This window comes from Rhizobium croatiense (genome assembly GCF_019793465.1).
In the GTDB taxonomy this organism is placed as follows: domain Bacteria; phylum Pseudomonadota; class Alphaproteobacteria; order Rhizobiales; family Rhizobiaceae; genus Rhizobium; species Rhizobium croatiense.
In genome coordinates this window covers 20,582-33,290 of sequence record NZ_JAILYJ010000030.1, presented here as the reverse complement: position 1 = coordinate 33,290, position 12,709 = coordinate 20,582, and the positions used below count along the sequence as shown (strand labels likewise).

11 protein-coding genes and 1 pseudogene are annotated in these 12,709 nt (G+C 60.8%); 7 read left to right on the top strand and 5 right to left on the bottom strand.

The window, feature by feature from the left end:
• Positions 1–284: 284 nt before the first annotated feature.
• Both K6M89_RS29605 and K6M89_RS29600 read right to left on the bottom strand, forming a co-directional pair.
• Entirely contained in the window at positions 285–1,964 is a 1,680-nt protein-coding gene (locus K6M89_RS29605) for a formate--tetrahydrofolate ligase (RefSeq protein WP_222141810.1), read from the bottom strand.
• Between the two features lie 166 nt (positions 1,965–2,130).
• The gene (locus tag K6M89_RS29600) at positions 2,131–3,798 is read right to left on the bottom strand and encodes a COG3904 family protein (protein ID WP_222141809.1); all 1,668 of its coding nucleotides are present in this window, start codon (positions 3,796–3,798) and stop codon (positions 2,131–2,133) included.
• Positions 3,799–4,130: 332 nt separating this feature from the next.
• Between K6M89_RS29600 and K6M89_RS29595 the strand changes: the two genes are divergently transcribed.
• Together K6M89_RS29595 and K6M89_RS31380 are read left to right on the top strand one after the other, a co-directional pair.
• Positions 4,131–4,856 (top strand): helix-turn-helix transcriptional regulator, encoded by a 726-nt coding sequence (locus K6M89_RS29595; RefSeq protein ID WP_097578523.1) that lies wholly within the window; start codon positions 4,131–4,133, stop codon positions 4,854–4,856.
• A gap of 46 nt (positions 4,857–4,902) precedes the next feature.
• A pseudogene (locus tag K6M89_RS31380) lies at positions 4,903–5,146 on the top strand (hypothetical protein).
• Here the strand turns inward: K6M89_RS31380 and K6M89_RS29590 are convergent.
• From K6M89_RS29590 to K6M89_RS29580, 3 genes are all read right to left on the bottom strand, one after another.
• Positions 5,143–6,273: a DUF2333 family protein gene (locus tag K6M89_RS29590; protein WP_222141808.1), complete on the bottom strand. Its 1,131-nt coding sequence runs from the start codon at positions 6,271–6,273 to the stop codon at positions 5,143–5,145. The pseudogene K6M89_RS31380 and the gene K6M89_RS29590 sit on opposite strands and share 4 nt — an antisense overlap.
• A gap of 232 nt (positions 6,274–6,505) precedes the next feature.
• Complete coding sequence (locus tag K6M89_RS29585; RefSeq protein WP_222141807.1) at positions 6,506–7,579, bottom strand: hypothetical protein; 1,074 nt, start codon at positions 7,577–7,579, stop codon at positions 6,506–6,508.
• Positions 7,580–7,650: 71 nt separating this feature from the next.
• Positions 7,651–8,253: a thymidine kinase gene (locus K6M89_RS29580; RefSeq protein ID WP_222141806.1), complete on the bottom strand. Its 603-nt coding sequence runs from the start codon at positions 8,251–8,253 to the stop codon at positions 7,651–7,653.
• A gap of 236 nt (positions 8,254–8,489) precedes the next feature.
• Between K6M89_RS29580 and K6M89_RS29575 the strand changes: the two genes are divergently transcribed.
• From K6M89_RS29575 to K6M89_RS29555, 5 genes are all read left to right on the top strand, one after another.
• Positions 8,490–9,446, top strand: a complete 957-nt coding sequence (locus K6M89_RS29575; RefSeq protein WP_097578516.1) for a choline ABC transporter substrate-binding protein — start codon at positions 8,490–8,492, stop codon at positions 9,444–9,446.
• A gap of 73 nt (positions 9,447–9,519) precedes the next feature.
• Positions 9,520–10,365 (top strand): choline ABC transporter permease subunit, encoded by an 846-nt coding sequence (choW, locus tag K6M89_RS29570; protein WP_097578515.1) that lies wholly within the window; start codon positions 9,520–9,522, stop codon positions 10,363–10,365.
• Positions 10,362–11,414, top strand: a complete 1,053-nt coding sequence (choV, locus tag K6M89_RS29565) for a choline ABC transporter ATP-binding protein (protein ID WP_097578513.1) — start codon at positions 10,362–10,364, stop codon at positions 11,412–11,414. Before choW ends, choV begins: the two co-directional genes overlap by 4 nt.
• Positions 11,415–11,445: 31 nt before the next feature.
• Positions 11,446–12,195 (top strand): HugZ family pyridoxamine 5'-phosphate oxidase, encoded by a 750-nt coding sequence (locus K6M89_RS29560; protein ID WP_222141805.1) that lies wholly within the window; start codon positions 11,446–11,448, stop codon positions 12,193–12,195.
• A gap of 104 nt (positions 12,196–12,299) precedes the next feature.
• A complete protein-coding gene (locus K6M89_RS29555; protein ID WP_097578509.1) occupies positions 12,300–12,617 on the top strand; it encodes an ArsR/SmtB family transcription factor in 318 nt (105 codons plus the stop codon).
• Positions 12,618–12,709: the final 92 nt, after the last annotated feature.

Genomic DNA, 12,709 nt, shown 5'->3' with positions numbered 1-12,709 from the left:
CCAGGCTCTCCCACGGGCTTGGGGTCCCAAAGGTGCAACGGTCTTCCATCCGCCACCGCAACAGGCAGTACTACGCCAATAGCGGGTAAAGGGAAGTTACAAAGGTGCCGGCAGGCGGATGAGGGGGTCACACGCAACCCCGTTTCCAGCGCTCTGAACACAGCCGAGACGATGCCAGCGTGTTCAAAGCCGGCACATATTAAGAGACCGGTTTCGCCGCCCCCTCATCCGCCCTACGGGCACGTTCTCCCCGAGGGGAGAAGGGGAAACCGTCACACGCCAGATCAGAACAACCCCTCAATATAACCCTGGTCGTTCAGGAAAATCCGCTCCGCCGATGGTGATTTCGGCAGGCCGGGCATCGTCATGATCTCGCCGGTGATGGCGACGACAAAACCGGCGCCGGCCGAAAGCCGCACCTCGCGCACGGGAACGATATGTCCTTCCGGCGCGCCGCGCAGGTTCGGATCGGTGGAGAAGGAATATTGCGTCTTAGCCATGCAGACCGGCAGCTTGCCGTAGCCCTGCTCCTCCCATGTCTGCAGCTGATCGCGCACCGCCTTGTCGGCCGTCACCTCGCCGGCATGGTAGATCTTCGAGGCGACGATCTCGATCTTCTCGAACAGCGAAATGTCGTCACCATAGAGCGGCTGGAACTTCGCCTGGCCCGATTCGGCCAGTTCCACCACCTTGTGCGCCAGTTCCTCGATGCCGGCCGAACCCTTCGCCCAGTGCTGGCAGAGGATCGCCTCGGCGCCGAGCCGCGAGACGAATTCCTTCAGCGCCGCGATCTCGGCGTCGGTGTCCGAGACGAAATGGTTGATCGCGACGACCACGGGCACGCCGAAACGGCGCACATTGGCGACGTGCCGGCCGAGATTGGCGCAGCCCTTCTTCAGCGCCGCGACATCCTCCGTGCCGAGCTCCTCTTTTTTCACCCCGCCATTCATCTTCAGCGCCCTGACCGTCGCGACGATGACCGCCGCATCCGGCTTCAGCCCGGCCTTGCGGCATTTGATGTCGAAGAATTTCTCGGCGCCGAGATCCGCCCCGAAACCTGCTTCCGTCACCACGTAGTCGGCAAGCTTCAGCGCCGTCTTCGTCGCCGTGACCGAATTGCAGCCATGGGCAATATTGGCGAAAGGGCCGCCATGCACGAAAGCGGGATTGTTCTCCAGCGTCTGCACGAGGTTCGGCTGCATCGCATCCTTGAGCAGCACCGCCATTGCGCCGTCGGCCTTCAGGTCGCGCGCATGCACCGGCGTCCTGTCGAAGCGATAGCCGATGATGATATCGCCGAGCCGCCGCTCCAGATCTTTCAGGTCGGTGGCGAGACAGAGGATCGCCATCACCTCGGAGGCGACGGTGATGTCGAACCCGCCTTGGCGCGGGAAGCCGTTGGCGACGCCGCCGAGCGAGGAGACCATGCTCCTGAGCGCCCTGTCGTTCATGTCCATGACCCGCCGCCAGGCGATGCGGCGGATGTCGATATTCTCTTCGTTGCCCCAATAGATGTGGTTGTCGATCATTGCCGCCAGCAGATTGTGCGCCGAGGTGATCGCATGGAAATCGCCGGTGAAATGCAGATTGATGTCTTCCATCGGCACGACCTGCGCATAACCGCCGCCGGCCGCCCCGCCCTTGACGCCGAAGCAGGGACCGAGAGAAGCCTCGCGTATGCAGATGATGGCCTTCTTGCCGATCCGGTTCAGCCCGTCGCCGAGCCCGACCGTCGTGGTCGTCTTACCCTCGCCTGCCGGCGTCGGGTTGATCGCCGTGACGAGGATCAGCCTGCCATCTTTCTTGCCCGCCTGCGCCGCGATGAACTCGGCGCTGACCTTGGCCTTGTCGTGGCCGTAAGGAGCGAGCTGATCGGCCGGTATGCCGAGTTTTGCTCCGATCTCGAAGATCGGCTTCTTGGTCGCCGCGCGCGCGATTTCGATATCGGATTTGATTGACGGCATGGATGCTCCCCTCCCGAGCTCCGCAGCATCGGAGCCGACATTTCCTCTTCATCGGGATAGCGAAATATCGGCAGGGTGTGAATAGTGCCGCGCCTCGCGGCTGCCACGCTCGGTGTTTATCTAGCGCATCACGATTGCCGCTACGGCGTGCCTTCACACCTCGATGTCAATTTACCGTGGCTGCGACAGGGCCTGCTTCTGCCTCCGGCTTTCTGGGGCACCGGAGGCTTTCCTTCGCCTCCGGCCCGCAGACATGCAATCCAGGCTCTTCGCTATAGGGAATGATACCATCGATGATGCCAAGCTCGAGGGCCTGAGAAGGAAGTATGATCCTTCCTCGCTCAGTTGATATGGCAGGCATTACCGTCTCGTATGTCTCGGCATTGATGCCCATCTCGTCGAAATAGGCGAGGAATTTCGTATATTCAGCCGTCGTGGGTCTAACGAGGCCCATAGACGAATAGCCGACAATCCGCGGCGTTCCGCTCATCAGGACAAGAGTACAGGTCGAAAGGCAATAGGCACGGGCGGCAAAGACCTCGCCCTTGGTCGGTCCGCTTTTGGCGATACTGGCGTTGCAACGCGGATCCAGCTCTGGACAATTCGGCAACTGCGTTCTGCCAATGGAGGTCTCCAGACCTGCAGTACGGATCATCCGCCCCATTGCGAAAGCCGCGTCCATGTCACCGCCGTTAGACTGAAGGACCACCGGCAGCTTTCTTCCGCCGAGCGTCTTCAGGATCGCTTCCAGCCGAGCCGGCGTATCCGGCGTGATGTCTCCATCCGCAGAAATCCACTGCATGCACTCTTCCTGACAATTGCCATTGTACATCAGGAGAAAGTCCATCGGCCTGGTTTTCGGCAGGCTCTCGCCCGTGGTTGCGGCCGCATCCTGCACAGGCATCTTGGCTACCGGCGTTTCGACCGGGGGATGGCCATGGCAGACGGCCTCGGCCGCCGCATCCCGCCCGCAGGCAGGCATGCCGGGCCATTCGTTGTAGGCCAGCATATCGGTCATGAGGCCCAAGCGTAGGGAATCTGCGGTCGGTACGATGTTGATGCCGTCAGGCGTGGCGCTCATCATCAGGCCGATCAAATCGGCGCTGACGCCCATTTCCTTCAAGTAACCCGTCAGGGCCGCGGTGGCCTTCTTGCCGAGCTTGGTGGAACTGCTCTGCCCTGCTGACTTGCGTCCAACTTCCTTGCGGGAGATTTCCTTCTTCTTGCCGTTCACGATCTTGTATTCGATGCGGTAAGAGACTCGCACCTTATTATAGATTGTCGTGATCTGGTGGACGCCGATCAACGTCCATTGCGAGGCGACACGCTCCGTACCGCCGGCGAATGCCAGCGGACAGGCGGAAAAACAATAAGCACCGGTCGAATAGGTGTTGCCAAGTGCGGTCCCATCCTTTGCGATAGCGGCATTGCAACGCAGATCGTCCGCCGGGCAATCCTTCAGCCGCGTGCCGCCTACCGCCGTTTCCAGACCGGCTTTGCGGATCATCCGGCCGATCGCATAGGCGGCCTCGACATCACCGCCCTCGGACCGGAAGACGATCGGCAATTTCCGGCCGCCGATTTTCTTCAGAATTTTTCGAAATTGGGCTGGCGTATCGGAGGTTATGCGTCCCTCTGCCGATATCCATCCCGGACAGTTTTCCACGCAGAGGGGATGGTGAACGAGGATGAAGCGCATCGGCGGCTGGCCCGCCGGCTGCCTCTGCCCGGCAGCCTGCGAGGTCGCGGCACCGAACGGCAAGCTCAAAAGAAGAAAAACAAGTAATACCGGAAAAAGCAGATACTTCAGATGCAATTTGCTTGCACAGCGCACGATTAAATCGCCTCAGTTATACATGCGAATACGCTTAGCAATTGCATCGGGCGGCAGCAAGCCGGATTTCGGCACCTCGCGCCGCCCCGCCTCTTCCGGCATGATTCTCTTCCTGCCCGGCTTGGGCGAAATCCACCGCTGCCCCGCCGCATGAGAAGTCAAAGATACCACAACGCTATTTGCACCAGCGGCAACTCAACCGAGACGCGCGCGACTGTGACTATTTCTTCACGATTCGGAATAATCGGCTCGAGATAAGGCAATTGGCACTAGCATCCGCCGCTGTTTCTGTATTTGATAGCGTTAACATCGGGGCTGCCGGAGGCGTACAAATGTCTTACATGACCACCTCTGAAAGACAGTCGTTGCTTTCGGCGGAGCTTGCAGTCGCAGGAACGCGCGGCCTGTTTGCGCAGGCTCTCGGCAGAGTATCCGCGGCCTTCGGATTGTCTCATGCGACGCTGATGCACGCCCCTTCCCCGGAAGACATCCTGCTGAAGCCGCTGTTGATCGAAAGCTCGCTTCCCGCCGCCTATGTCCGCGATTTCGACCGCGCAAACATGATGCGTGGTTGTCCTTTCGGCCTGCGGTTGAGGGAGTCGGCCGTACCGCTAGCGTGGCATCTCAACGATGCCGTCAATGGTCAGGCCTTTCCCGCCGAACTGCGCGCCCTGATGCTGCACCATGCGATACCGGCGGGGGTCGCCATGCCGACCATTGCAGTCGACGGCCGCCGCCTGGTCTTCTGGTTTTGCGGCGAACGCGCCGCGCTCGGCCAGAGCGAGGTCAACGAGCTGGCGATCATCATCCTCCACGCCCTCGACGCATATAATACCGTCAGACGTAACGAGGAAAGCGTCCACAATGCGCTGTCGGCGCGCGAACTCGAAGTCGTGCGCTGGACGGCACAGGGCAAGACCTCGATCGAAATCGGCCAGATCCTGGCGCTGTCGGACCATACAGTGAATGCCTACATGACGAACGCGATCAAAAAACTCGATTGCGTCAACCGCACCCAATTAGTAGCAAAAGCAATTCGATTGAAGCTGATCAACTGAGCAATCAGACGAGTGTCAGACCGTCGTCCCGCAAATTGGGGGAATCGTGTCTCTTCGCTTCGAACAGTCCGTCGTCGACAAGATAGTACAGTCCCGCGCCCATATCGGCATCACCAATGCCTAAATCGTCCAGATGCTCGCTGCCTATCGCCTTTCGGCTTCTGGCGTATCGACATCGAAACCGGACATTTCTTCGCAAGCGAGGAGGCGGCATCGTCGGCGTCACCTACGAATTCGTCGAAAAGCTGCGAGTCGTCGGCTTCGAGGATCATACGGCGCGCAGCGCCTAACGATCGAGCACCGAACGGATTTCCACAAGGTTCGAGCGCACCCTCAAAATGTAGAAGCCCATGGTGGCGAGATGGCTCGGCATGATCCAGCCGTCCTCGCGGCCGTTCGAGATGATCGCAGGCTGAATGCGCAGTGCCGCCTGGAACTGCCGCGTCGTGCCGGCCCAGATGGCGCCGAGATTGCGTTCCTGCACGACCTGCGAGAAGTCCGCCTGCGCTGCGGTCAGGATGGCGTAATAGGCATAGAGCTGGCCATAGGCGAACCAGAACCGGTCGTCGGCACGCGTGTCGAACCAGCCGCGATTGTGGTGTTCCGACCGCTCGGCCAGGATGTCGGAGGTGCTGCCGAGATCGTTGGCGATGCGGTCGATGAACTGCATGAGGTTGTCGGCGCGACCGTCGAAAATCGCGTTGCAGGCAGCAAGATCGGTGTTGAACTTACGCAGGTCGCTGATCGCCGTGCGGTAGAAGGAAGGCGTCGGCGTCTTCGGTCCGAAGGGATGAAGCCCGAAATACCAGCTGTACTCGTCGAACTGCAGCTGGCCGCGTGCGCGCTGCAGGTCGTTGTTGACGCCCGATGTGCCGCGCACGCGCCCGAGCGAATCGACGAGCTCAGCCGAAGTCCGACGAACCGCCTGGTTGATGCCGCGCTGGAACGATGCCTTGTTATCGAGGAAGGGCGTGTGATCCCAGTCGATCCCGAAAAAGCCCATCTTGTAGAGCAGCATGGAGGATATCCACGCGTTCTGGTCGACGTTGAAATCGGTCAGGTCGGCCGTGACGTCGACGATGGCCGAGCGCTGGCAGGTCTTGGCGGCGGCAGCGCCGCTCGCCTCGGCGACAGGCAGTTCCTGCCCGGCAGGAACCTTGCGTTCGGAAAGCCGGTATTGGTCGACGAAGGCGGTGTTGAAATTCGTCCAGACCTGCGTCTGCCAAAAGAAATAGCCGTAGAGCACGACGAAGAGCGCTACGAGTGCGATCACCGGCAAGCGGACCATCCAGCTCCGGCGCTGATACCACCCATGCGCGGCGAGAAAGGGCCAGAAGGCCCAGGCGAAAAACAGGCGGGCCCAGCGGCCGATCGTCTGGCCGATCAGCCTGAAGAAACCGGCTATCCGGTCAAGCATCGTCGTCTCCTGTCAGGCGAGGCGAACACTACAGCGCCGCGCGTCTTTTCAGACGCGCTAAGGACGCTGCAGCACTTTGAGGTGCTGCATAATTCCTTAAATCGATTCCGGCTTAAGGAATTATGCAGTGGACATCGCGCCCCCGTTGCATCCACATATGCGCTCGATGGGCCGAGCACAACACGAGCCCCTCGATTTTTACGAATGAAAGCAGCGCGGCCGCGCCTCGGGCTCAGGAACGCAGAAAAGGCAGGCTGAAGCGGAAAGGCCTGCGGGCCGTATCGATGAGCGGCGCTCCCGGTGCTTCGGGCGATGGTTCGGCATAGGCAGGAAGCCGTCTTGCGACTTCGAGATCGGCGCGGCCCTTGCGCCGCTCCAGATCCTGGGCGACCAGCATGCCCTTCTCGAACAAGCTGATCGGCGCGGCGATATTGGGAAAGAACTCCGGCTTGATCCTGACCTTCATGCCTGGCCGGTCGGTATCGACCTGCGCCTGATAGATGATCAGCCGCTCCTCGACATCGATCATCAGCTTGTACAAAAGCACGTTGCAGGCGGCGATCTGGCCGTTCATCGCATCGACGAAGGCCTGAAACAGGCTGATGAAGCGCTCGCGCCGCTGGCTGTCGTCGCGCATCTCGTGCTCCTCGGCGGAGATGCGCTCGGCCTCCGCCTTCAGCGCCCGCCGCTCCGCCTCCATCTGTTCCCAGTGCGCCCTGTTGCCGTAGACGCCGATGCGACCCTGCGTCGTCAGCGCCTTGGCGTTGAGTTCCTTCATCCTGAGACGGGCGATATCGATGGAATCGACCAGCCGGCGGCGGTGCTCGACAATGCTGACGAGATTGTGTTCCGCCGCCTTGTGGCGTTCGATGAGCGCAGCGCGCTGTGTGGTGATCAGCCCCGCAAGCGCGTCCGATTTCACCAAGAGGTCGAGCAGCCGCTCGATAACGGGCGCCTCGCGCACACGCTCGGTATACATCCGCCACATCCGCTGGCGCGACGTCCAGCCGGCCATTTTCTCGCGCATCGTCAATCCCCGGAAACTGTCGAGGTCTGCCGACACTTCCGCCGTCAGTCGGTCGAGGGAGAAGACGAGCTCGGCCAGCAGAGCGTCGAGCGCAGCGCCATCTGCGATATGGTCTTGAAAGCGCACATTCTGTTCGAGGAAGACCTCATCGGCCGAATGCTTTTCGTCGCTGTTGAAGGCACGGATGCAGGCTGCGCAATAGGCTCCATCGGCCGCTATCTTTTCGGCGAAGCCGCCTGCGGCTTCATAACGGCTGTCGAATGGCGGGGCTTTGCGCACCTGACTTCTCCAGGGAATCTCCTGCCCGCAGGCTAGTCGCTTATGGCGCCAAAGAAAACAGGGCTCCTCCTTCAGACCGGCTCTGCGATCCAGGCCCCGTTCATTTCGTCGTCCCAGTGCCTGCGGCAGAGCGAGACATATTTTTCGTTGCCGCCGACATCGATCTGCGCGCCCTCGTGCAGCACCTCGCCTTCGGCGTCGAGGCGCACCACCATCGTCGCCTTACGGCCGCAATGGCAGATCGTGCGCACTTCGCGCATCTCGTCGGCGATCGCCAACAACTCCTGCGAGGCCGGAAACAGTTTGCCCTGGAAGTCGGTCCGGAGCCCATAGACCATAACAGGGATGCCGAGCCGATCGACGACACGGGCAAGCTGCCAGACATGGACGGCCGTCATGAAATGCGCCTCGTCGACGAAGACGCAGGAAATCGGTGCCCCCTCGCCGCGCAGCCCGGCGATGAGCTGGAACAGATCTTCGTGCGGCTCGAAGGGGATGGCACTCGCTTCCAGCCCGATCCTCGAGCCGATGACGCCCCGGCCGGCGCGCTCGTCGAAGGCGGCGATCAGCTGCACCGTACGCATGCCGCGCTCCTGATAATTGTAGGAGGCCTGCAGCAGCAGCGTCGACTTGCCGGCGTTCATCGTCGAATAGTTGAAATAGAGTTTTGCCATCCGATGTCTCCTTGCTCGGCTTATTGAAAGCTCACAACCGCAAAGAAAAGCCCCGCGCCCGCGATAATCACAGGAATCAGCACCTAAAGACCGGCGAAAGCCGCCAAAACGAGACACTGCGAAAAAATCGCCGACGTCGCAATCGCACCCGTCGATACGACGCAATCACACTGAGGTCGCTTGTCAAACTGGGCTATTGGTGATTGGCTTGGGGACCTAAAGACTGGGAGTCTAAAATGAAAACAACAAGCACATTCAAACTTGTCACCGCAACCGCCGTCGCCGCCCTCTCCGTTGCGACCGCTGCCTTCGCCGCAGACCCTGAAAGCTGCTCCACCGTGCGCTTCTCGGACGTCGGCTGGACCGACATCACCGCCACCACTGCCACCGCATCCGTCGTTCTGAAGAGCATCGGCTACCAGACCGACGTCAAGGTTCTCTCGGTGCCGGTCACCTATACCTCGCTGAAGAACAAGGACATCGACGTCTTCCTCGGCAACTGGATGGAAACCCAGGAAAAGGACGTCCGTCCTTATCTCGACGACAAGTCGGTCGAATCCTTCGGCCCGAACCTCGTCGGCGCCAAGTACACGCTCGCCACCAACGCCAAGGGCGCGGAACTCGGCATCAAGGATTTCAAGGATATCGCGGCCCACAAGGACGATCTCGACGGCAAGATCTACGGTATCGAGCCCGGCAATGACGGCAACCGCCTGATCATGGACATGATCGAAAAGGACACTTTCGGCATGAAGGGTATGGAGGTCGTCGAGTCCTCCGAACAGGGTATGCTCGCCCAGGTCGCCCGCGCCGACAAGGCAGGCAAGCCGGTGGTCTTTCTCGGCTGGGAACCCCATCCGATGAACACCAACTTCAAGCTCACCTATCTGAGCGGCGGTGATGCGGTCTTCGGTCCCGACTTCGGCGGCGCCAAGGTCTTCACCAACGTTCGCGCCGGCTATCTCGAAGAATGCCCCAATGTCGGCACCATGCTGAAGAACCTGAAGTTCTCCCTCGACATGGAGAACCAGATCATGAGCAAGATCCTCAACGACGGCGAAGAGCCTGAAGCAGCTGCTTCCGCATGGCTGAAGGCCAACCCCTCGGCCCTCGAGCCCTGGCTCGCCGGCGTCAAGACCCGCGACGGCCAAGGCGACGCGCTCGCAGCCGCCAAGACCGGCCTCGGCCTTTGATATGAATGGGGCGGCTTGCCGCCCTGTTTCATTTTTTGTCCGATTGTTGATTTTTTCTGGATAGGCGCGCACCTTGAATTGGATCACCGACTTTAAGATTCCCATCGGCCCCGGGGCCAAATCCTTCGTGGACTGGCTGACCTCGAACGGAGAGTGGTTCTTCAACCAGCTGGCATTCCTGCTGTCGAGCGCCATAGACGGCCTGCTCTTCGTGTTGCAGAAGCCTCACCCACTGATCGTCATCGCTGCCATCACCGGCATTGCCTTCTGGCTGCGCCGGTCGATCGCGATCGCCGTCTTCACCTGTCTTGGGCTGCTGCTCATCGTAAACCAGGACTATTGGAAGGAGACGACGGAGACGCTCGCCCTCGTGCTCGCCGCCACCTTCGTCTGTATGGTGATCGGCATTCCGCTGGGCATTGCCGCCGCCCGCCGCCCCTGGGTCTATGCCGCCATGCGCCCGGTGCTCGATCTCATGCAGACGATCCCGACATTCGTCTATCTGATCCCTGCGCTGATCCTGTTCGGCCTCGGCATGGTGCCGGGCCTGATCGCAACCGTCATTTTTGCAATTCCCGCCCCCATCCGGCTGACGCGCCTCGGCATCATCTCGACGCCGCCGTCCCTCGTTGAAGCCGCTGTCGCCTTCGGTGCGCGGCCAATGCAGGTGCTGCGCAAGGTCGAGCTTCCCTTCGCCGCGCCGCAGATCATGGCGGGCCTCACCCAGACCATCATGCTGTCGCTGTCGATGGTGGTTATTGCCGCGCTTGTCGGCGCTCCCGGACTTGGCGTGCCTGTGGTGCGCGCGCTGAACACGGTCAACATCGCGAAAGGCTTCGACGCCGGTTTCTGCATCGTCATCCTGGCGATCATTCTCGACCGCATATTCCGCGCAGGCGACGAAGGAGACGGCGCATGACAGCGATAGACTTTAAGAATGTCAGCATCATCTTCGGCGACCGCCCGGAGACCGCGCTTGCGATGGTCGACCAGGGCAAAACACGCGATGAGATCGGCGCCGCAACCGGCCTTGTGCTCGGCGTCGCCGATGCCTCGCTAACCATCGAGGAAGGCGAGATCCTTGTGCTGATGGGCCTTTCCGGCTCCGGCAAGTCGACGCTGCTGCGCGCCGTCAACGGGCTTGCTCCCGTGGTGCGCGGCGATGTTTCGGTCTCGACCTCCACCGGCCCCGTCAACCCTTACCGATGCAATGCCAAGGCGCTGCGCGGCCTGCGCACCCACACCGTCTCCATGGTGTTCCAGCAATTCGCGCTTCTGCCCTGGCGCACAGTCGCGGAAAATGTCGGCTTCGGTCTCGAACTTGCCGGCATGCCGGAGGCCGAACGCAAGCAGCGCGTCGGCGAGCAGCTCGAACTCGTCAACCTGACGAAATGGGCCGACCGCAAGGTCAACGAACTCTCCGGCGGCATGCAGCAGCGTGTCGGCCTTGCCCGCGCCTTTGCCACCGGCGCGCCGATCCTGCTGATGGACGAGCCGTTCTCGGCGCTCGACCCGCTGATCCGCACCCGCCTGCAGGATGAACTCCTGGAGTTCCAGCGGCGGCTGAAAAAGACCATCCTGTTCGTCAGCCACGATCTCGACGAGGCCTTCCGCATCGGCAACCGCATCGCCATCATGGAGGGCGGCCGTATCATTCAGTGTGGAACACCGCATGATATCGTCAAGAACCCCGCCGATCAGTATGTCGCCGATTTCGTGCAGAACCTCAATCCGATTAACATGCTGACCGCCGCCGATGTCATGCAGCCCGGCCTCGGCCAGACGGCCGCCGGCTTGAGCGTCAGCGCCACGGCCCGCGCCGCCACCCCGCTCGTCGATATCCTCGACGTGCTCGCCCGTCAGCCGGGCAGCATCGGCATCGTGGAAAACGGCACGGTCATCGGCACCATCACGGCCCAGGATATTGTCGCCGGCCTTACACGCCATCGCCGCAAGGAGGACGCTTGATGTTTTCAATCTGCTTTGCCACAAAGCGGTTATGAAAGATCAACCCTCGCCCTTACGCGAAACCGACGATGAAGCCCGCAAGCTCGGCCGCGTGCTGTTGCGCTCCGCACGACACGCGGCGATCGCTGTTCTCGATCCCGAGACCGGTTTTCCCTTCGCCAGCCGCGTCCTCCTCGCCACCGATATTGACGGCGTCCCCGTCATCCTCGTTTCGAGGCTTTCGGCTCACACCAAGGCGCTGGCAAGGGACCCACGCGCCTCGCTGCTCACCGGCGAGCCGGGCAAGGGCGATCCCCTCGCCTATGGCCGGCTGACGACCCAATGCGTGGCGGAGCCGGTCGAGCATGGTCATCGCATCCACGAGCGCATCCGCACGCGTTTTCTCGATCGCCATCCTAAGGCAAAACTTTATATCGATTTTCCCGACTTCCTCTTCTTCCGTCTCAAACCGGAGCGGGCGAGCCTCAACGGCGGCTTCGGCCGCGCCTACCATCTCGACGGAAGTGACCTCGTCATCCAATCGCCGGCAACCGAGGCGATCGCCGCCAAAGCGGCCGAAACAGTGCGAGATTTAGTAGAGCGCCATCCCGATGTGGCGGCAACCCTTGCGGTGCGCTTAAATGCCCCGGAATCACCCTCTTGGCGCATCTGCGGCGTCGATCCGGCGGGTTTTGAGATCATTTCCGGGGACTTTTTGATGCGTTACGAATTCGAAACTCTCGCTGCCGATTCCGATCACATTTGTTCAAACATATCTAAAGTAGCATACTCGATACCTTAAATTTAGGTATATACAATCTTCGAACCTAGTTGGTAGTTTTGGCCGCCCGCTCCGCAGACTGTCCCATACAGATGATGTACGTTTCGCATTAGGAAGATAACAATATGGAAACCCCTAATTTGGCTGACCACACGAATGTGGCGGCAGCACTATTGTCAGCCATGGCCAACCCCAAAAGATTGCTGATCCTGTGCAGCCTGGTGAAGGGCGAAGTCGCCGTCGGCGTCCTTGCCACGCAAGTCGGCCTCAGCCAGTCGGCTCTTTCACAGCACCTGTCGAAATTGCGCGCGCAGAAGCTGGTCAAGACCCGCCGCGACGCCCAAACCATCTATTACTCAAGCACATCCGAGCCGGTCATGAAGATCCTGGCAACGCTCGAAGATATCTACCTCGTTCCGAGCAGAAGCAGATCTGCAGCCTGATGATAGCGCTGACATGACCGTCAGCCGTGCCGGTGCCGCTCGGGAATCCTCCCGGAAGCCTCGGCAACGATATTTCAGCACGTGAACCTTAA

Excerpts from the sequence above, each read along its gene's own strand:
- K6M89_RS29560 (WP_222141805.1), top strand. The coding sequence starts at position 11,446 with ATGAAAGATCAACCCTCGCCCTTACGCGAAACCGACGATGAAGCCCGC.
- K6M89_RS29590 (WP_222141808.1), bottom strand. The coding sequence starts at position 6,273 with ATGCTTGACCGGATAGCCGGTTTCTTCAGGCTGATCGGCCAGACGATC.
- K6M89_RS29575 (WP_097578516.1), top strand. The coding sequence starts at position 8,490 with ATGAAAACAACAAGCACATTCAAACTTGTCACCGCAACCGCCGTCGCC.
- K6M89_RS29595 (WP_097578523.1), top strand. The coding sequence starts at position 4,131 with ATGTCTTACATGACCACCTCTGAAAGACAGTCGTTGCTTTCGGCGGAG.
- choV (WP_097578513.1), top strand. The coding sequence starts at position 10,362 with ATGACAGCGATAGACTTTAAGAATGTCAGCATCATCTTCGGCGACCGC.
- K6M89_RS29580 (WP_222141806.1), bottom strand. The coding sequence starts at position 8,253 with ATGGCAAAACTCTATTTCAACTATTCGACGATGAACGCCGGCAAGTCG.
- K6M89_RS29605 (WP_222141810.1), bottom strand. The coding sequence starts at position 1,964 with ATGCCGTCAATCAAATCCGATATCGAAATCGCGCGCGCGGCGACCAAG.
- K6M89_RS29555 (WP_097578509.1), top strand. The coding sequence starts at position 12,300 with ATGGAAACCCCTAATTTGGCTGACCACACGAATGTGGCGGCAGCACTA.